Here is an 18,069-nt window from a genome sequence, read left to right on the forward strand (position 1 = left end):
TGACGCAGAGAATAGGGCCCCGCCTCACAGCGCCGCTTCGATCTCCGCGGCGATGGCCTCTGCGGCGCGGCGGGGGTCGGCGGCGCGGCTGATGGGGCGGCCGATAACGAGATAGTCGGACCCGGCGCGGATGGCATCGCCCGGCGTCATCACGCGTTTCTGGTCGCCCTTGTCGCTGCCGGCGGGCCGCACGCCGGGCGTCACCACCACCAGCTCGCCGCCCACAGCCTTGCGCACAAGGCCTGCTTCCAGCGGCGAGCAGACGATGCCGCCCATGCCGGCGGCCCGTGCATCCCCGGCGCGTGCCTCGACAAGGCCCGCCACCGGCCCGCGATAACCGGCCGCCACCAGATCCTCCTCGTCCATGGAGGTCAGAACCGTGACGCCGAGCAGGCAGAGATCCCCGGCATCCGTTTCCTGCAAGGCGGCGACGGCGGCGCGCATGGTCTTGGGGTAGGCATGCAGCGTGACGAAGCGCACGCCCATGCGGGCGATGTTGCGCACGGCGCTGGCAATGGTGTTGTCGATGTCGAGCAGCTTCACGTCGAGGAACACCTCGATGCCCTCGCCCGCCAGCTCTTCGGCGAGCCTCAGCCCGCCTGCAAACTGCAGCTCCATGCCGATCTTGTAGACCCCGACGGCGCCCTTCGTCGCCGCAATCAGCGCCCGCGCCTCCTCAACCGTGGGCACATCCAGCGGCAGCATCAGGCGGTGAGTGGCGGACTTGGGGGCAAAGCGGCTGGAGGCGGCCATCCGGGTTTCCTTTCATGGTGGCGTGAGGCGTTGCCGCTTCCTAGCAGGCCCGTTGCAGCAACGCCAGAACCGCGCAACTCCCCGGCTTCGATGATCTGGCAAAGAAGTCTCTGGCCAGATTGCCCATTTGTGTTTCAATGATTGGCACCGCCTGCTAAAACGGCGCGGTTTCGCCAGGCAGGTAGTAAGGCTGGCCGATGGAAGGATGACAGATGCGCACAGCGGCAATCTCGCGCAACACCAAGGAAACCCGCATTGACGTCGAGATCAATCTCGATGGCACCGGCGCCTATGACGTGGCGACGGGCGCCGGCTTCTTCGACCATATGCTGGAACAGCTTGCGCGCCATTCGCTGATCGACATCAAGGTGCGCGCCGAGGGCGACACCCATATCGACTTCCACCACACGGTGGAGGACACCGGCATCGCGCTGGGGCAGGCCCTGTCGCAGGCGCTGGGGTCCATGTCCGGCATCACCCGCTATGCAGACACGCATCTGGCCATGGACGAGGCGCTGACGCGCTGCGCGCTGGATGTGTCCGGCCGGCCCTTCCTCGTCTGGCAGGTGGAGTTTTCCCGCGACAAGGTGGGCGAGTTCGACACCGAGCTGTTCGAGGAATTCTTCCGCGCCTTCGCCATGAATGCGGGCATCACCCTGCATGTCGCCAACATCTATGGCAGCAACTGCCACCATATCGCGGAAACCTGTTTCAAGGCCGTGGCGCGTTCGCTGCGCAAGGCCATCGAGATCGACCCGCGCCAGGCGGGCCGCGTGCCCACCACCAAGGGCCAGCTTGGCGGCTGAGGAGGCAGGGCAATGAGCACATACATGGTCATGCTGCCGCCGGAGGCGGAGGGGCGTGAACTGACGCCCGCCATGGCGCAAAGGGCGGTTTTCGTCCGCGACGGTTTCTCCACCCCGGCGCTGGTCTTCACCGGCATCTGGATGCTGGTGCACCGGCTGTGGCTGCCGTTTCTGGCCTATCTCACCGTTTCGCTGGTGCTGGAGCTGATTGCGCAGAATTTCAGCCAGTCGATCCCCGGCGTTCTGGCCTTCCTGACCGGCATTCTCATCGGTCTTGAAAGCGGCAACCTGCGGCGCTGGTCGCTGGAGCGCAAGGGCTGGATCTTTGCCGGCGTTGTCACGGGGCAGGACAGAGAAGAGGCCGAGCTGCGCTTCTTCAACGCCTACCGCCCGGCCCCTCGCCCGGTGGACACACCGGCTGCCCCGCAGCCGCAGGGCTTCGTGCCGCGCTTTGGCCGTGAGCAGGTGATCGGCCTGACGCTGTCCGGCTCCGGATTCGCAGGAGAAGGTGCAAGATGACTGTCGCCATCATTGACTATGGCTCGGGCAACCTGCGCTCGGCTGCCAAGGCCTTCGAACGCGCCGCCCGTGATCATGCAAAGGTGCCGGATGTGATCGTCACCTCCGATCCGGACCAGGTGCTGAAGGCTGACCGCATCGTCCTTCCGGGCGTCGGCGCCTTTGCCGATTGCCGCCGCGGGCTTGAGGCCGTCGAGGGCATGCGCGAGGCGCTGGAGGAAAGCGTGCGCCGCAAGGGCAAACCCTTCATGGGCATCTGCGTCGGCATGCAGCTGATGGCCTCGCGCGGGCTGGAATTCGAAACGGTGGAAGGCCTCGGCTGGATCGACGGCGATGTTACGGCGATGCAGCCGTCTGATCCGTCGCTGAAGATCCCGCACATGGGCTGGAACACGATCAGCGTGCATCCGCAGTCGCACCCCGTTCTCAAGGGGCTGGCCACCGGGCCGGACGGGCTGCATGCCTATTTCGTCCATTCCTTCCATTTCGCCTGCGCCCGCCCGGAAGACCGGCTGGCCACCTTCGACTATGCCGGCACCTTCACCGCGATGGTGGCGCGCGACACAATGGTGGGCACCCAGTTTCACCCGGAAAAGAGCCAGCGGCTCGGCCTCGGCCTCATTGCCAACTTCCTTGACTGGAAGCCCTGAGGCCCGGCTTTCATGCACGACCAAGGCGCGGCAGGCGCCGCAAGAGAGACATTGCAATGATCCTTTTTCCCGCCATCGACCTCAAGGACGGCCAGTGCGTGCGCCTGAAACTGGGCGACATGGACCAGGCCACCGTGTTCAACGACAATCCGGCAGCGCAGGCCAGGGCCTTTGAAGATCAGGGCTTTGAATATCTGCACGTGGTTGACCTCAACGGCGCCTTTGCCGGGGAAAGCGTCAACGGCGCGGCGGTGGAAGCCATTCTTGGCGCAACGAAAAACCCGGTGCAGCTGGGCGGCGGCATCCGCACGCTCGCCCATATCGAAAGCTGGCTGGCCAAGGGCATCACCCGCGTCATCCTCGGCACCGTCGCAGTGCGCGACCCGGAGCTGGTGCGCGAGGCCTGCCGCCAGTTCCCCGGCAAGGTCGCCGTCGGCATCGACGCCAAGGGCGGCCATGTGGCGGTGGAAGGCTGGGCGGAAACCTCCGAACTCACCGCCGTGGATCTTGCCAAACGCTTCGAGGATGCCGGCGTTTCGGCCATCATCTACACGGATATCGACCGGGACGGCGTGCTGAAGGGCCTCAACATCCCCTCAACGCTGGAACTGGCGGCTGCCGTGTCCATTCCCGTCATTGCTTCGGGGGGGCTTGCCTCCATCGAGGACATCAAGCGCCTGCTGCAGCCGGACTGCGCCATCCTGGAAGGCGCCATCTCCGGCCGCGCCCTCTACGACGGCCGCCTCGACCCAGCCGAAGCCATGGCCCTGATCCGGGCGGCAAGGGAGACCAAGGCATGACCCTCAAGGCCCGCATCATTCCCTGTCTCGACGTCAAGGACGGCCGTGTCGTCAAGGGCGTCAACTTCGTTGATCTGGTGGATGCCGGAGACCCGGTGGAGGCGGCCAAGGCCTATGATGCCGCTGGTGCCGACGAGCTGTGCTTCCTCGACATCACCGCCAGCCACGAGGGCCGGGACACGATCTTCGACGTGGTGCGGCGCACGGCGGAGGCCTGCTTCATGCCCGTCACCGTCGGCGGCGGCGTGCGCACGGTGGAGGATATCCGCAAGCTGCTCATCGCTGGCGCCGACAAGGTGTCAATCAACACGGCTGCGGTGAAGAACCCGGATTTCGTGCGGGAGGCTGCCGAGAAATTCGGGGCCCAGTGCATCGTTGTCTCCATCGACGCCAAGCAGGTGAATGCCGAGGGCGAGGCACCGCGCTTCGAGATCTTCACCCATGGCGGGCGCAACGCCACCGGCATTGATGCCGTGGAATTTGCCCGGAAAGTGGTGGAGCTGGGCGCTGGTGAACTGCTGGTCACCTCCATGGACCGGGACGGCACCAAGTCCGGCTACAACATTGCCCTGACGCGGGCGATTGCCGATGCAGTGCCCGTGCCGGTGATTGCCTCGGGCGGCGTTGGTAATCTCGACCATCTCGTCGAAGGTGTGCGCGATGGCCATGCGACGGCGGTTCTGGCTGCCTCGATCTTCCATTTCGGCACCTACAGCATCGGTGAGGCAAAAGCCCACATGGCCGCTGCCGGCATACCTATGCGAATGGATACCTGATTTCAGGCGAAATCCGGTGTAAGTTTCACGCGTTACGGGAAAAGACAGCTCTGATGACCGCATTCACTCTGGCCGATCTGGAAGCCATCGTAGCGGCCCGTGCGGCAAGCGATGATGACATGTCCTACACCCGCAAGCTGATCGGCAAAGGCGTTGGCAAATGCGCCCAGAAACTGGGCGAAGAAGCCGTGGAAGCCGCCATTGCCGCCGTGCAGGGTGACAGGGACGGCCTCCGGGGCGAAGCTGCGGACCTTCTGTATCACCTCATGGTGGTGCTGAAAGTCAGCGGCATCAGCCTCGATGAGGTCATGGCCGAACTGGCATCACGGACCGGTCAGACCGGCCTTGAGGAAAAAGCCTCGCGGCCTGCCAGTTAAATCCGGCATCCGGTGAGTGAATCTCATCGGGGCGGGGCCAGCCCATACGGCACTCGCGCCCTCCAAGGCATGAGGCGCCCGTCATGAAAGGCTTGGCATAAAGCACCCATCCGGACCCCGAAGGCCCGAATGCAAGCCCAAGCCCTTGGAACAACAGGGACAGAGCCGCCCATGGACCAGACTGTCACCCGCCCCGAGACCATGGACCTGTCGCCGTACAGGGTCTTTACCGAAGCAGAATGGTCGCGTCTGCGCGCCGATACACCGATGACGCTGACTTCCGCCGAAGTGACGGAACTGCGGGCGCTGAATGATCCGATCTCGATGGCGCAGGTCGAGAGCATCTATCTGCCGCTGTCGCGGCTTCTGGCCTATTACGCTGAGGCAACCCTGATCCTGCATCAGGCAACGAAGCGCTTCCTTGGCGTGGCGGAGAGCAAGACGCCCTTCATCATCGGCGTTGCAGGCTCCGTGGCGGTGGGCAAGTCCACCACCTCGCGCATCCTGCGGGCGCTGCTGGCCCGCTGGCCGGCAAGCCCGAAGGTAGATCTTGTCACCACCGACGGGTTCCTCTTCCCCAATGCGGTGCTGGAAGCCGAGGGCCTGATGCAGCGCAAGGGCTTTCCCGAAAGCTTTGACCGCACTGCGCTTCTGACCTTCCTGTCAGACATCAAGGCAGGCAAGCGCAATGTGCGGGCGCCGCTCTACTCGCACTTTTACTATGATGTGATGCCGGGGCATTCGGTTACCATCGACCAGCCGGACATCCTCATCGTCGAAGGGCTGAATGTGCTGCAGACGCGGGAGCTGCCGAAGGATGGCCGCGCCGTGCCCTTCGTCTCCGATTTCTTCGACTTCTCGGTCTATATCGACGCGCCGGAGGATATTCTGGAGACCTGGTACGTGGAGCGCTTCATGCACCTGCGCGAAACCGCCTTCCGCGACCCCGGCTCCTACTTCCACCGCTACTCGCGGATTACGGATGAGGAAGCCCTCGCCACCGCCAAGACCATCTGGACCAACATCAACCTGCTGAACCTGCAGGAAAACATTCTGCCGACGCGCCCGCGCGCCGACCTGATCCTGACCAAGGATGCCAATCACCGGATTTCAAAAGTCGCCCTGCGGCGCATCTGAAATCCGGGAGAAGGCCGGGCTGAACTCACCCCCGCCCGCAGAAGACGTCGTAAAGGCCCGGGCGGGACCAGGTGACGTTGTCCCGCTGTCCCTGGAGGACATAGCCGTTTGCTTCATACCGGAAGCCTGTCCCGCCATTGACGCGCGGCAGCGTGACGGAGACCTGCCCGAACTCGGTCACCATGGCAACGCCGCGGGCGGTGTCATAGACGACCTGCAGGTCGATACCGGCGGTGCAGACATAGTTCGTGGTGCTGACAGTGCCGATGGGTGAGGGCGGCAGCAGCATGCCCGGAGCCTGCGGCTGCATGGGCTGCACCGGCGGCGCAGGCGTGAAGGCACCCTGCGGCAGGCCTTGCTGACCGGGTATGGGACCTGCATTCGACTGTCCGATCACCACGGTCTGCTGCGGCTCGCGGCTGACATAGATGCCAAGACACTGGCCCACATCTGTGGTGACGAGCCAGGCATTGGAGATGATGGATTCCTGGTCCAGCACCTGCCCCGGCTCAAGGCGCGCATAGAACTGCTGGATGCCGGAATAATCGATCCAGAACACATCAATGGGTCCGCCCCGGGCATTGCGGAACAGCATGCGGCCGCGGAAGCCACCGTCAAGCGAACGGATCCCGCCAAGTTCAGCGCAAGCCAGATCTCCCATGCCGCCCGCCATGGCCGGGTTGGAGTTGGGGTCCACGATCTGGTCCGGCAAGGCGCAAGCGGCGGCAAACAGGCGCACGGAACGGGCGCTGCCCTTCAGGGACACCGGCGTCACGGCCCCCTCGACAATCACCTCCAGCACGGATTTACGCGCCATTACGTCCCAGACGGGATCAGTGGCGGCCACGGTGAATTCCGGCAGGGAGCGCCCTTGCGGGTTGTTCGCGTCGGAACCGGTGGCATCATAGCCCGTGTAGAACTCTTCCGACTTCAACGCCACAGAGATGGGATTGCCCTGCGAGACCGGAGCGGTGGTCTGCGGCACGCTGACGGTAATGAAGCCGGACTGCGGCGTGCAGCGTGCGGAAAAGTCTGCATCTGCTCCCTGAGCCGGGCCATGCACGAGCCGCGCCATCGTCGAGCCAAGCTCGGTGCCGGTGACCGTCCATTCCCGCTCAACTGGCGCAGCAGGCTGGACGGGGCTGTCCAGCGGCGGCAGCGGCGCAGGCTGGTTCTGCTGAACGGGAGCCTGAGCTTGCGGCTGGGGCTCACTCTGGGGCCCGCTCTGGGTTTGCGGCTGTGCCTGCGTCTGCGCCGGCGCCTGGACCTGCGGCTGGGTCTGGGCCTGGGTTTGGGGCGCTTGCGCCGCAGGAGCCGTTGCGGCGGGTGCCTGCGTGCTCTGGCTTTGAGCTGGCTGCGAGGCGGAACCCGAGGGGCTGGCCGGCGCCGGGGCGGCGCCTGCACCGCCAACGACGCGCGGACGGCCGCCAACCTCCCGCTTCACATCCACCGTCACCGCACCGCCGGACGCACAGATATCGGCGCTCTCGCGCAGGACGCGGCTGTTCTCCAGCGTGATTTCAAGCTCGACCTGACAGCCAACCGTGGACGGATCGACGGCACCCGTCACAGTCTCGACCACGGCGCCTTCGATGCCGCGGGAGATGATCGGGCGGTAACGCTTGTTGACCAGAATGGAGCGGATGCCCGGCTCGGCCGGGACGACCTGCACCCGGATCTGCTCCGGCAGGCTCTGGGCCAGGACGGGTTGCGCAGGTAGCGTGGCCGCCAGAAGCGTCAGAAGTCCGGCCGTCGCGCCACGGGCACCGCCGCTGAACATCCACCCCATGTCGTCCCTCATCTTCATGCGTTCGCACCCGTCCGGGATAAGCCCAGCGCGAGCCGCTTTTAGCCTTGCCGGGCCACTCACGGCAATATCGCAAACACTTGGGGCGGGATTTTGCTCATCCGGGGTCCGCACCCAAAGCGCCGGAACTGTCCCAGCGCTATCAATTGCATCTGGTGCGAGGCTGGCGGCCCGGCTTGCACCAAGGCTCAGAGATGCTGACGCATCATGCCTTGAAATTGCTCATGCGCCGCACGGTCTCACATCAGCGCGGGGCGCGCTTGGCCAGAATCCGCTGCAGCGTGCGCCGGTGCATGTTGAGCCTGCGCGCCGTTTCCGAAACGTTGCGCTCGCACATTTCATAAACGCGCTGGATATGCTCCCAGCGCACGCGGTCGGCGGACATGGGGTTTTCCGGCGGCACGGCCTTCTCATCGCCCTCGCGGGTCAGTGCAGCAAAGACCTCATCCGCATCGGCGGGCTTGGAGAGATAATCGATGGCGCCGAGCTTCACCGCCGTCACCGCCGTGGCGATGTTGCCATAGCCGGTGAGGATGACGGCGCGGGCGTCGGGGCGGCTTTCGCGGATTGCCTCGATCACATCCAGACCGCTGCCATCTTCAAGGCGCATGTCGACCACGGCAAAGGCCGGCGCACGGGCGCCCACCTTGGCAACGGCCTCACGCACGCTTTCTGCCGTTTCCACCTCGAACCCGCGCTTTTCCATGGCGCGGGCAAGGCGCTGGTTGAAGGCCTTGTCGTCATCAACGAGCAGAAGACTCTTGTCTTCCGCCTCGATCTTGCGAAGCTCTGTGTCACTCATGGGTGCCGTCCTGCATTTACAGACGTGATCAGCTCCGCTGCCAGCATGGTGTCCGGCCGCTCACGGAGCCCCTCGCTCGTGAATAGTGTCCTTTATATGGCCAGAAACAGCCGCCGGGTCCATATCCGGCGCGCCTTCAATGCTGCTGCGCGGCCAGGAAATGCGCACGAGAGCGCCTGTCTCAGGGGCCGGGCGGTTCTCCAGCATCAGCCGCGCACCGGTTCGCTCCAGCAGAGTTTTCGCAATGAAAAAGCCAAGTCCAAGGCCTCCACCGGTCTGGGAACGGGAGGCGCGGGAGGAGATATAGGGCTCGCCGATCCGCGACAATACGTCCGGGGTAAAGCCGGGGCCGTCATCGCGGATCTCGATCCGGACAGTCCGGTGATCCCAGGAGGTTTTCACCTGAACGGCGGAGGCTGCAAAATCCACCGCGTTTTCAAGGAGATTGCCGAGGCCATAGCGGATCGCCGGATTGCGCACACCCACCGGCTCCGGCTCCTTGCCGGCAAAGTCGACATTGATGCTGATGCCGAAGCCGCGGTGCGGCTCTACCACTTCCTCGATCAGCTGCGACATGGGCATGCGCTGGAACAGCTGGTCCTTGTCGCTCGACAGGGTCGTCAGCTGGCGCAGGATATCACGGCAGCGCTCGGCCTGGGCGCGGATCAGCACCACATCCTCGCGGCGCGGATCACCCTCATCAAATTCCCGCGAGAGCTCCTTGGCCGTCAGGAAAATCGTCGCCAGCGGCGTGCCCAGCTCGTGGGCGGCGGCAGCGGCAAGGCCGTCGAGGGCATTGAGATGCTGCTCGCGCGCCAGAACCAGCTCGCTGGCGGCCAGCGCATCAGCCAGCTGGCGCGCTTCCACCGCAACGCGGAAAGCATAGACGGCCATGAAGGCGAGAGAACAGACAAGCGCCATCCAGACGCCGACCGAATAGACATCCGGCAGCGAGAAGACATGCGGCTCCGGCCAGGGCAGCGGCAGATGGATGAAGGCCAGCAGCGTGGCGCAGACCGTCACCAGCAGGCCCAGCATCAGCGTCAGACGGCCCGAAAGGCCGGTGGCCGACACCATCACTGGCGCCAGCAGCAGGAAGGCGAAGGGATTGCCAAGGCCGCCGGTCAAAAACAGCAGGCCGCTCATCTGCAGGATGTCATAGGCCAGCTGTCCGGCGGCCGCCCAGTCCGGCAGGCGTTTGGCGGAAGGCGAGCGGATTTTCAGGAAGACATTGAGCCAGGCCGAACAGGCGACCAGCGCAAAGGCGGGTGCGGAAGGCACCGGATAGCCCAGCCCCAGCTGCACCACCAGCAGGGCCACGGTCTGGCCCGCAACCGCCAGCCAGCGCAGGCGCACCAGCGTATCCAGGCTGAGCCTGCGGTGGGAAAGGATGAAACCGGATTCAACTGGGTCGTTCATGGCATCTAACTGGGCCGAAATCCGTGCCGTGGCAAGTCCTCTCCTCTTGTGTGAACAGGTGCTCGCGTGTTAGCCAGCCTGTCCAGATGGTGTTCTGCGACCGATGAGCGAACACCGGCTTGCCGCTTGATGGTCCGGAACATTCTGCCGGGCCTGAAACTGAAAGACGGATACGAGACAGATGACGGACATCAACGAAGGTGGCGCAGCGGCGCAGGGCAGCGATGCACAGGACGGCGAAGCACCGGGCCTCAGCATCCTGGCCCAGTACATCAAGGACCTGTCCTTCGAGAACCCGAATGCGCCGCGCTCGCTGCAGCAGGGCGAACAGCCGAAGCTCGACATCTCGGTGAACGTCAGCGCCCAGCCGGTCGCCGATGGTCACTTCGATGTGGTCCTGTCCCTGAGCGCCAAGGCCGAGCGCCCGAACATGGTCATGTTCAACGTGGAGCTGGTCTATGGCGGCCTGTTCCGCATCAACGGCGTGCCGAACGAGCACCTGCACCCCTTCGTCATGATCGAGTGCCCGCGCATGCTCTTCCCGTTTGCACGCCAGATCCTGGCCGATGCGACCCGAAACGGCGGCTTCCCGCCGCTGATGCTGGACCCGATCGACTTCGCCCAGCTCTACCGCCAGAACATGGCGAACCAGGAAGCGGCTCCGGTTCCGAACTGATCCGGACAGCCATTTCCGGCAAGGCTTCAGGCCGCAGACCCTCCGGGCTGCGGCCTTTGCTTTTCAAGGGTCAGTGCGCCTCTTCCAGCAGCTCCGCCCAGGTCTTCGGATTGTCGCCGTTGAGCGGATTGGCGGGCGAGCGGCGGTAGTTGATCGTCTCGAAGCGCATGGCCAGCGTGTCGATCATCAGCAGCCGCCCGGTCAGGCCGGTGCCGATGCCGGTGATCTCCTTGATGGCTTCCAGCGCCTGCAGCGTCCCCGCAAGACCCGTCAGCGCCCCCAGAACGCCGGCCTCGGCACAGGTTGGCAGATGGCCCTCCGCCGGACGCTTCGGGAAGAGGCAGCGGTAGGTCGGGTTGGGCGTGCCGTCCGCGCCGGTTTCATGGGGCTTCAGCAGGGTTATGGTGGTGTCGAAGCGCCCCACGGCAGCTGTCACCAGCGGCTTGCGGGCAAAGAAGCAGGCATCGGACACCAGATAGCGGGTGGCGAAATTGTCTGATCCGTCGATGACGAGATCATAGCGCTGGATCAGTTGCATGGCATTGTGGCCTGCGAGCCGCACCGGATGCGGCTCCACGGTCACATTAGGGTTGAGCCGGGCAATCGCTTCGGCCGCGCTCGACACCTTCGGCTCGCCCAGATGCTGCGTGTCATGGATCACCTGCCGCTGCAGGTTGGAGAGCGACACCGTGTCGTCATCGACGATGCCCAGCGTGCCCACACCCGCCGCCGCCAGATATTGCAGCACCGGCGCGCCGAGCCCGCCTGCACCGATGACGAGAACGCGCGCGGCCTTCAGCTTCTGCTGGCCCGGCCCGCCCACCTCCTTCAGCACGATGTGACGGGCATAGCGCTCCAGCTCTGCGGGAGAAAACATGACGGATCCTGTCTGTGTCTGAAAAGCCCGTCAGCCGAGCATGCGGCTGACGAGGCGGGCCGTGTAATCCACCATCGGGATCACACGGGCATAGTTGAGGCGGGTGGGACCGATGACGCCCAGAACGCCGACGATGCGCTGCTCCCGGTCCCGGTAGGGCGAGACCACCAGCGAGGAGCCGGACAGCGAGAACAGTTTGTTTTCCGAGCCGATGAAGATGCGTACCCCGTCGCCCTTCTCGGCAAGGCCGAGCAGCTGGATGAGGTCGCGCTTGTTTTCAAGGTCGTCGAACAGCAGGCGCACCCGCTCCAGATCCTCCGCCACATCCACATCGGTGAGCAGGTTGGACTGGCCGCGCACGATCAGCCTGTCGCTTTCGCCGCCCTCCCCGGCCCAGACCGCAAGGCCGGCCTCGACGATCTTCTGGGTCAGGCTGTCCAGTTCGGCCTGGTTGGCTTCGCGCAGGCGCTCCAGCTCGCGGCGCACATCCGACAGGGTGCGGCCCTGGATCTGGGCATTGAGATAATTGCCCGCCTGCACCAGTGCCGATTGCGGCAGGCCGGCAGGCAGGTCGATGATGCGGTTCTCCACCGAACCATCCTCCGCCACAAGAACGGCGAGGGCCTTCAGCGGCTCGATGCGGATGAACTCGATCTGGCGCAGGCGCACATCCTGCTTGTGGGTCAGCACCACACCCGCCCCGCTGGACAGCCCCGACAGAAGCTGGCTCGCCTCCGTCAGCACATGTTCCATCGTGCCCTTGGTGTGGCTGGAGGCGCGCACCTGAACGTCGATGCGCTCGCGCTCCTCCTGTGAAAGATCACCCACCTCCAGCAGCGCGTCGATGAAGAAGCGCAGGCCCGTTTCGGTGGGCAGGCGCCCGGCGCTGGTGTGCGGGGAATAGAGCAGGCCCAGATGCTCCAGATCGGCCATCACGTTGCGCACGGAGGCTGGTGACAGCGACATGCCGAGGCCGCGCGCCACATTGCGCGAGCCGACCGGCTCGCCGGTGTCCAGATAGGTCTCTACGATGGAGCGGAAAATCTCGCGGGACCGCTTGTCCAGATCGGTCAGGCTCACGTATCCAACCTCATCCTCTGCCGGGTTTCGTGCTCTGCCCGCTTCGGGCAATTCACGGCTCTTCTGCAAGATATAGGACCAAAATGGCCGCAGAGTGCAAGCAGGCCTTTACGGCTCTCGGGTCTCAGGGCTACAAGCGCGGAAAGATCTGTGGGCCAGTGCGCCGCACCGGCCATTTTCAAGTCAGGAGCCAGATATGCGTCCGTCCAAACGCGCCGCCGGTGAGCTGCGGTCCGTCACTCTGGAGCGTGGTGTGTCCAAGCACGCCGAAGGCTCCTGCCTGGTGAAATTCGGTGACACGCACGTCCTGTGCACCGCCAGCCTGGAAGAGCGCGTCCCCTCCTGGCTGCGCGGCCAGAACAAGGGCTGGGTGACGGCCGAGTACGGCATGCTGCCGCGCGCCACCGGCACGCGCATGCGCCGCGAGGCCTCCTCCGGCAAGCAGTCCGGCCGCACCCAGGAAATCCAGCGCCTCATCGGCCGCTCGCTGCGCGCCGTGGTCGATCTGGAAGCCCTCGGCGAGAACCAGATCTCCATCGACTGCGACGTGATCCAGGCCGACGGCGGCACCCGCACCGCCGCCATCACCGGCGCATGGGTGGCCCTGCATGACTGCATCGAATGGATGCGCGCCCGCGAGATCGTCAAGAAGCCGGTGCTGAAGGATCATGTGGCTGCCATCTCCTGCGGCATCTACAAGGGCAACCCGGTGCTGGACCTCGATTATGAGGAAGATTCGGCTGCCGAGACCGACGCCAACTTCGTGCTGACCGGCACTGGCGGCATTGTCGAGATCCAGGGCACGGCGGAAGGCGCCCCCTTCTCCGAGGAAGAGTTCAAGGCCCTGCTGGATCTCGCCCGCAGCGGCATCAGCCGCCTGATCGACCTGCAGAAAATGTCCATCCTGTGAGGCACCCCATGGCACACCGCAAGCTGGAGCCGGGCCGTCTGGTCGTGGCCACCCACAACGCTGGAAAGCTGCGCGAAATCCGCGAGCTGCTGGGCCCCTATGGCTTCGATGTGGTTTCTGCCGGCGAGCTGGATCTGCCGGAGCCGGAAGAAACCGGCACCACGTTCGAGGCCAATGCGGAGCTGAAGGCCCGCGCAGCGGCGGAAGCCTCCGGCCTGCCGTCACTGGCCGATGACAGCGGCTTCTGCGTGGCTGCCCTCAATGGCGATCCCGGCATCTATTCCGCCCGCTGGGCTGGTCCGGAGAAGGATTTCTCCATGGCCATGCGCAATGTGGAAGAAAAGCTGCAGCAGGCCGGTGCCGTGACGGCGGAAGCCCGGCGCGGGTCCTTCGTCGCCGTGCTGTGCCTTGCCTGGCCCGATGGCCATGTGGAGTTCTTCCGGGGCGAAGTGGAAGGCCAGATCGTGTGGCCGCCGCGCGGGCTGCAGGGTTTCGGCTATGACCCGATGTTCCAGCCCGATGGCCATGAGCGCACCTTCGGCGAGATGACTTCGGCGGAAAAGCACGGCTGGTCGGCCACCACACCCGCCCTGTCGCATCGCGCCCGCGCCTTTGTGACCTTTTCGAAGGCCTGCCTGGAGCAAGAATGACCACGACACCGGACGGCGGCTTCGGCATCTATGTGCACTGGCCCTTCTGCGCGGCCAAGTGCCCCTATTGCGACTTCAATTCCCACGTCCGGCACCAGCCGGTCGATCAGGACCGCTTTGTCGCGGCCTTCGAGCGGGAGCTGGCGCATTTTGCCGCCTGGACGCCCAACCGGACGGTGCAGTCGATCTTCTTTGGCGGCGGCACGCCCTCGCTGATGCTGCCGCGGACGGTGGAACGCATTCTGGAGGCGATTGCCCGGCACTGGGCGATTGATACGGACGTGGAAATCTCGCTGGAGGCAAACCCCTCCAGCGTCGAGGCCGAGCGTTTCCGGGGCTACCGGGCGGCGGGCGTCAACCGGGTATCGCTGGGCGTGCAGGCGCTCAACGATCAGGACCTGCGCCAGCTGGGCCGTCTGCATGACGTGGCCGGAGCGCTGCAGGCCATCGAGATTGCCCGCGAAACCTTCCCGCGCCTGTCCTTCGACCTCATCTATGCCCGGCCCGGCCAGACGGTGACCGGCTGGGAGGCGGAACTGCGTCAGGCGGTGAAGCTCGCCGCCGACCACCTGTCGCTCTATCAGCTGACGATCGAGGAAGGCACGCCCTTCTTCAACCTCTATCAGGCGGGCAAGCTGATCGTGCCGGACCCGGATCTGGGCGCCGAATTCTACGAGCTGACGCAGGATCTGACCGCCGATCTCGGCCTTCCGGCCTATGAAGTGTCCAACCACGCCCGCCCGGGCGCGGAATGCCGTCATAACCTCGTCTACTGGCGCTACGGCGATTATGTGGGCGTCGGGCCGGGTGCCCATGGCCGCCTGTCGCTGGGCGCCACCAAGCGCGCCACCGCCATCGAGCGCCACCCGGAAACATGGCTTGCCCATGTGGAGGAGCGTGGCCACGGCATGGTGGAAGACCTGCCGCTGAGTGACGAAGAGCAGGGCGATGAATATCTGCTGATGGGCCTGCGGCTGATCGAAGGCGTCGACATGCGCCGCTACGAGCGGCTGTCCGGCCGCTCCATCGACCCGCGCCGCCTCAACGACCTGCTGGAGCATGGCATGGTCGAGAAGCTGGACGAAACCCGTGTCCGCGCCACCCGCGACGGCTTTTTCGTGCTGGACGCAGTCGTGGCAGATCTGGCGGCTTGAGCGGATTGTACTCTTGTCGTTAGAGGTCGTACTCTCGTTCTAATCCAAAATTATAAGGTATCGCCCCTCATGGACGAGGGCGAAAAGACAACAAAATCATCGTTTTATGGTCGGCTTTGTGGACAAAAGGTGGACGACCGCCCATCTGACTCCAAAATAATCGCGCAATAGCTTAGCTTGGGTTGTGTGTTTCGATCTTAATGGATCGAGAGACATCCGAGATCGGCGTTGAAAATCTGACCCTTCAGCGCCGATCTCAGAATCAAAATGACCCGCATCAGCAACTAGCCATCGCAAACGGGTCACTTGGAGAAAAGGATACCGATATCGGCAGCCTCCCTTTTCGCGGAAAAACGATATCGTGTCCCTCTTTCCGGGACAAGTGCGGTGGCGCAATTTCAAGGAGTTTATCCGCCATGGATATGCCCCCTTTTGTTGTACCGCCTCCGCGCAGGCGGAGATCATCCACCGTTACACCGGAAAAAGCTGCGATCATCAAAGCGCTGCTTAAAACCGGTATGTATCAGCACGAAATCGCCGCTCTTCTCGAAATGAACCAAGGAAGAGTAAGTGAGATCAATACGGGAAAAAAATTCCCAGAGATTGAACCTCTTCAAGGCGATCTGTTCGGCTGATGAACAACGGCCCCGCGCTATGTGCGGGGCCTACCCATCGGGAATATATGCACGAGGGCCTTACGTCGTAGGCAGTGTTGTCCTTTCGGAACCAGACCAGATAACCGGCGATCCTTCCGCCTGCCACCGGGACTGCCCCGCCGGGGGCTTCAACTCTCCGGCAATAAGTCCTTAAGCAAAATAGGATTTCCCTCTATTTTCATGCTGCACTGCGACAACAGCGGTGCAGCAAATAGTCTTTTGGATGATACAAGGTCCTCAACTGGCTTCACGGGCTGTCAACCTGTTGATGTCAGGCTGTTCACAATGGGGCTATTGATGCAGAGGGCAATATGGGCCTATTCTGCTGCAATGCCAGAAGCCGGGCTTGATACACGCGGCAAAGACAGCGCGTGTTCGCCGGGCCAGCGACGAAGGATCAGAAGTGTTGCCCTTCTATCATCTCTACGAGATCAACCATGCCGCCATGGGCCCGGTGCGTGCCGCAGCGGACGCAACACGGCTCTATTTCCAGAACCCGTTCAACCCGATGAGCCACACGCAGCTTGGCCGTCAGGTTGCGGCGGCCTGCGAAGTGCTGGAGCGCACGACGCGGCGCTATGGCAAGCCGGAATTCGGTCTGCCGGAAACCACCATCGGCGGCATGAAGGTGCCGGTGAGCGAGCGCGTGGTCTGGCGCCGCCCCTTCTGCGACCTCTTGCATTTCGAGCGGGGCACCCCCCAGCGCCGCAATGACCCGAAGATCCTGATCGTGGCGCCCATGTCCGGCCACTATGCCACGCTGCTGCGCGGCACGGTGGAGGCCATGCTGCCGCACGCCGATGTCTACATCACCGACTGGATCGACGCCCGCATGGTGCCGCTCTCGGACGGCAAGTTCGATCTGGATGACTACATCGATTACGTCATCTCCATGCTGCATTTCCTCGGGCCGGACACCCATGTCGTCGCCGTGTGCCAGCCGTCGGTGCCGGTGCTGGCGGCTGTCGCCGTGATGGAAGCGCGCAACGACCCCTATGCACCCTCGACCATGACACTGATGGGCGGGCCGATCGACACGCGCGTCGCACCGACTGCCGTCAATGATCTGGCCATGTCCAAGGGCATCAACTGGTTCAAGCGCAACGTCATCATGCAGGTGCCGTTCCCGCATCCGGGCATGATGCGCTACGTCTATCCGGGCTTCCTGCAGCTTTCGGGCTTCATGAGCATGAACCTCGACCGGCACCTCATCGCCCACCGCGACTTCTTCAAGCATCTCGTCAAGGGTGACGGTGACAGTGCCGAGAAGCACCGCGAATTCTACGACGAATATCTGGCGGTGATGGACCTGACGGCCGAGTTCTATCTGCAGACGGTGGAGACCGTGTTCATCGAGCACTCCCTGCCGCTGGGCAAGATGAAGCACGGCGACACGCTGGTGGATTGCGGCGCCATCCGCAACACCGCGCTGCTGACCATCGAGGGCGAGAAGGACGACATCACCGGCCGTGGCCAGACCCGTGCTGCGCATACGCTCTGCACCAGCCTGCCGGACGACATGAAGGTGCATTACGAGCAGCCGAATGTGGGCCATTACGGCGTGTTCAACGGCTCGCGCTTCCGCGCCGAGATTGCCCCGCGCATGATCGACTTCATCCTGACCCATTCCCAGGCCAACCGCGACCGCCTGAAGAAGGCTGCTGCCGCCAAGCCGGCCGCTCCGGCCGAGGCGAAAAAGCCGGCGGCCGAAGCACCCAAGGCCGAAGCCGCACCGGCGCCGGCGCCCAAAGCGGAGGCAGCCGCCGCCGCTGCCAAGCCTGAGCCGAAGGCTGCCGTGGCTGCGAAGGCCGATCCGCTGGCCGAGATCCTGCTGGCCAAGCCGCAGGGCGTTGCCGACAATCTCAAGGCCATCACCGGCGTTGGCCCCAAGCTGGAAAAGGCCCTGAATGAAGCGGGCATCTTCCACTTCTGGCAGATCGCAGGCCTGACGGATGCGCAGATTGAGGCGCTGGACGACCGTCTGGACTTCCGCGGCCGCATGGCCCGTGACAACTGGATCGAACAGGCCCGCAAGCTGGCTGAAACGGTCGCCTGAGACACGGCCTGATACCAGATCAAAGATCTGACCCGGCCCTGCCTCCTGAAACGCCCGCCTCACGGCGCGCAATCAGGGCGGGGCCGGGTTTTTTCATGTCTGCTGCCAGGGCTGGTGACCCACGAACCTTCCGTCCAAGCCTTTGATTCAAGAACCTCTTCTGC

Annotated in this window: 19 protein-coding genes; 13 read left to right on the forward strand and 6 right to left on the reverse strand. The window is 64.2% G+C overall.

What is annotated here, in order from left to right:
* Nucleotides 1–24: 24 nt before the first annotated feature.
* Nucleotides 25–753, reverse strand: a complete 729-nt coding sequence (pyrF, locus tag H163_RS0108640) for an orotidine-5'-phosphate decarboxylase (RefSeq protein WP_019964171.1) — start codon at nucleotides 751–753, stop codon at nucleotides 25–27.
* Nucleotides 754–965: 212 nt separating this feature from the next.
* On the opposite strand from pyrF, the gene hisB reads away from it, so the two are divergent.
* The 7 genes from hisB to coaA all read left to right on the forward strand — a co-directional run bounded on the left by hisB (nucleotide 966) and on the right by coaA (nucleotide 5,818).
* Nucleotides 966–1,559: an imidazoleglycerol-phosphate dehydratase HisB gene (gene hisB / locus H163_RS0108645; RefSeq protein WP_019964172.1), complete on the forward strand. Its 594-nt coding sequence runs from the start codon at nucleotides 966–968 to the stop codon at nucleotides 1,557–1,559.
* A gap of 12 nt (nucleotides 1,560–1,571) precedes the next feature.
* Nucleotides 1,572–2,078, forward strand: coding sequence for a DUF2628 domain-containing protein (locus tag H163_RS0108650; protein WP_019964173.1), 507 nt, complete (start codon nucleotides 1,572–1,574; stop codon nucleotides 2,076–2,078).
* Entirely contained in the window at nucleotides 2,075–2,728 is a 654-nt protein-coding gene (gene hisH, locus H163_RS0108655) for an imidazole glycerol phosphate synthase subunit HisH (RefSeq protein ID WP_019964174.1), read from the forward strand. The genes H163_RS0108650 and hisH overlap by 4 nt, the downstream gene beginning before the upstream one ends.
* Nucleotides 2,729–2,784: 56 nt before the next feature.
* Nucleotides 2,785–3,528 carry a 1-(5-phosphoribosyl)-5-[(5-phosphoribosylamino)methylideneamino]imidazole-4-carboxamide isomerase gene (gene hisA, locus H163_RS0108660; RefSeq protein WP_019964175.1) on the forward strand — a complete coding sequence of 248 codons (744 nt, stop codon included), beginning with the start codon at nucleotides 2,785–2,787 and terminating at the stop codon, nucleotides 3,526–3,528.
* Nucleotides 3,525–4,304: an imidazole glycerol phosphate synthase subunit HisF gene (hisF, locus tag H163_RS0108665; RefSeq protein WP_019964176.1), complete on the forward strand. Its 780-nt coding sequence runs from the start codon at nucleotides 3,525–3,527 to the stop codon at nucleotides 4,302–4,304. The genes hisA and hisF overlap by 4 nt, the downstream gene beginning before the upstream one ends.
* 53 nt (nucleotides 4,305–4,357) lie before the next feature.
* Complete coding sequence (locus tag H163_RS0108670) at nucleotides 4,358–4,681, forward strand: phosphoribosyl-ATP diphosphatase (protein WP_019964177.1); 324 nt, start codon at nucleotides 4,358–4,360, stop codon at nucleotides 4,679–4,681.
* Nucleotides 4,682–4,852: 171 nt separating this feature from the next.
* A complete protein-coding gene (gene coaA / locus H163_RS0108675) occupies nucleotides 4,853–5,818 on the forward strand; it encodes a type I pantothenate kinase (RefSeq protein ID WP_019964178.1) in 966 nt (321 codons plus the stop codon).
* Nucleotides 5,819–5,843: 25 nt separating this feature from the next.
* On the opposite strand, the gene H163_RS22530 is transcribed toward coaA, so the two are convergent.
* The 3 genes from H163_RS22530 to H163_RS0108690 form a co-directional block, all read right to left on the reverse strand.
* Nucleotides 5,844–7,625 carry a hypothetical protein gene (locus H163_RS22530; RefSeq protein WP_147290375.1) on the reverse strand — a complete coding sequence of 594 codons (1,782 nt, stop codon included), beginning with the start codon at nucleotides 7,623–7,625 and terminating at the stop codon, nucleotides 5,844–5,846.
* Nucleotides 7,626–7,869: 244 nt separating this feature from the next.
* A complete protein-coding gene (locus H163_RS0108685; protein ID WP_019964180.1) occupies nucleotides 7,870–8,427 on the reverse strand; it encodes an ActR/PrrA/RegA family redox response regulator transcription factor in 558 nt (185 codons plus the stop codon).
* Nucleotides 8,428–8,487: 60 nt separating this feature from the next.
* Complete coding sequence (locus H163_RS0108690) at nucleotides 8,488–9,846, reverse strand: ActS/PrrB/RegB family redox-sensitive histidine kinase (protein WP_019964181.1); 1,359 nt, start codon at nucleotides 9,844–9,846, stop codon at nucleotides 8,488–8,490.
* A gap of 181 nt (nucleotides 9,847–10,027) precedes the next feature.
* Between H163_RS0108690 and secB the strand changes: the two genes are divergently transcribed.
* Nucleotides 10,028–10,522: a protein-export chaperone SecB gene (gene secB / locus H163_RS0108695; RefSeq protein ID WP_019964182.1), complete on the forward strand. Its 495-nt coding sequence runs from the start codon at nucleotides 10,028–10,030 to the stop codon at nucleotides 10,520–10,522.
* A gap of 70 nt (nucleotides 10,523–10,592) precedes the next feature.
* Here secB and H163_RS0108700 read toward each other — a convergent pair whose 3' ends face one another.
* Together H163_RS0108700 and hrcA are read right to left on the reverse strand one after the other, a co-directional pair.
* Complete coding sequence (locus tag H163_RS0108700; protein ID WP_019964183.1) at nucleotides 10,593–11,399, reverse strand: HesA/MoeB/ThiF family protein; 807 nt, start codon at nucleotides 11,397–11,399, stop codon at nucleotides 10,593–10,595.
* Between the two features lie 30 nt (nucleotides 11,400–11,429).
* On the reverse strand, nucleotides 11,430–12,479 hold the full coding sequence (hrcA, locus tag H163_RS0108705) for a heat-inducible transcriptional repressor HrcA (protein WP_019964184.1): 1,050 nt from the start codon (nucleotides 12,477–12,479) through the stop codon (nucleotides 11,430–11,432).
* A 196-nt stretch (nucleotides 12,480–12,675) separates the two neighbouring features.
* Between hrcA and rph the strand changes: the two genes are divergently transcribed.
* From rph to phaZ, 5 genes are all read left to right on the forward strand, one after another.
* Nucleotides 12,676–13,389, forward strand: a complete 714-nt coding sequence (rph, locus tag H163_RS0108710) for a ribonuclease PH (protein ID WP_019964185.1) — start codon at nucleotides 12,676–12,678, stop codon at nucleotides 13,387–13,389.
* Between the two features lie 8 nt (nucleotides 13,390–13,397).
* Complete coding sequence (gene rdgB, locus H163_RS0108715; RefSeq protein ID WP_019964186.1) at nucleotides 13,398–14,039, forward strand: RdgB/HAM1 family non-canonical purine NTP pyrophosphatase; 642 nt, start codon at nucleotides 13,398–13,400, stop codon at nucleotides 14,037–14,039.
* Entirely contained in the window at nucleotides 14,036–15,193 is a 1,158-nt protein-coding gene (gene hemW / locus H163_RS0108720) for a radical SAM family heme chaperone HemW (protein WP_019964187.1), read from the forward strand. The genes rdgB and hemW overlap by 4 nt, the downstream gene beginning before the upstream one ends.
* A 416-nt stretch (nucleotides 15,194–15,609) precedes the next feature.
* A complete protein-coding gene (locus H163_RS24350; RefSeq protein WP_147290374.1) occupies nucleotides 15,610–15,828 on the forward strand; it encodes a hypothetical protein in 219 nt (72 codons plus the stop codon).
* A 427-nt stretch (nucleotides 15,829–16,255) separates the two neighbouring features.
* Nucleotides 16,256–17,905 carry a polyhydroxyalkanoate depolymerase gene (gene phaZ / locus H163_RS0108725; RefSeq protein ID WP_019964188.1) on the forward strand — a complete coding sequence of 550 codons (1,650 nt, stop codon included), beginning with the start codon at nucleotides 16,256–16,258 and terminating at the stop codon, nucleotides 17,903–17,905.
* Nucleotides 17,906–18,069: the final 164 nt, after the last annotated feature.

Origin of the sequence: Pannonibacter phragmitetus DSM 14782, assembly GCF_000382365.1 — a bacterium.
Lineage (GTDB): Bacteria > Pseudomonadota > Alphaproteobacteria > Rhizobiales > Stappiaceae > Pannonibacter > Pannonibacter phragmitetus.

Coding starts and splice junctions, on each gene's coding strand:
- pyrF (WP_019964171.1), bottom strand. CDS start 753: ATGGCCGCCTCCAGCCGCTTTGCCCCCAAGTCCGCCACTCACCGCCTG.
- hisB (WP_019964172.1), top strand. CDS start 966: ATGCGCACAGCGGCAATCTCGCGCAACACCAAGGAAACCCGCATTGAC.
- H163_RS0108650 (WP_019964173.1), top strand. CDS start 1,572: ATGAGCACATACATGGTCATGCTGCCGCCGGAGGCGGAGGGGCGTGAA.
- hisH (WP_019964174.1), top strand. CDS start 2,075: ATGACTGTCGCCATCATTGACTATGGCTCGGGCAACCTGCGCTCGGCT.
- hisA (WP_019964175.1), top strand. CDS start 2,785: ATGATCCTTTTTCCCGCCATCGACCTCAAGGACGGCCAGTGCGTGCGC.
- hisF (WP_019964176.1), top strand. CDS start 3,525: ATGACCCTCAAGGCCCGCATCATTCCCTGTCTCGACGTCAAGGACGGC.
- H163_RS0108670 (WP_019964177.1), top strand. CDS start 4,358: ATGACCGCATTCACTCTGGCCGATCTGGAAGCCATCGTAGCGGCCCGT.
- coaA (WP_019964178.1), top strand. CDS start 4,853: ATGGACCAGACTGTCACCCGCCCCGAGACCATGGACCTGTCGCCGTAC.
- H163_RS22530 (WP_147290375.1), bottom strand. CDS start 7,625: ATGAAGATGAGGGACGACATGGGGTGGATGTTCAGCGGCGGTGCCCGT.
- H163_RS0108685 (WP_019964180.1), bottom strand. CDS start 8,427: ATGAGTGACACAGAGCTTCGCAAGATCGAGGCGGAAGACAAGAGTCTT.
- H163_RS0108690 (WP_019964181.1), bottom strand. CDS start 9,846: ATGAACGACCCAGTTGAATCCGGTTTCATCCTTTCCCACCGCAGGCTC.
- secB (WP_019964182.1), top strand. CDS start 10,028: ATGACGGACATCAACGAAGGTGGCGCAGCGGCGCAGGGCAGCGATGCA.
- H163_RS0108700 (WP_019964183.1), bottom strand. CDS start 11,399: ATGTTTTCTCCCGCAGAGCTGGAGCGCTATGCCCGTCACATCGTGCTG.
- rph (WP_019964185.1), top strand. CDS start 12,676: ATGCGTCCGTCCAAACGCGCCGCCGGTGAGCTGCGGTCCGTCACTCTG.
- rdgB (WP_019964186.1), top strand. CDS start 13,398: ATGGCACACCGCAAGCTGGAGCCGGGCCGTCTGGTCGTGGCCACCCAC.
- hemW (WP_019964187.1), top strand. CDS start 14,036: ATGACCACGACACCGGACGGCGGCTTCGGCATCTATGTGCACTGGCCC.
- H163_RS24350 (WP_147290374.1), top strand. CDS start 15,610: ATGGATATGCCCCCTTTTGTTGTACCGCCTCCGCGCAGGCGGAGATCA.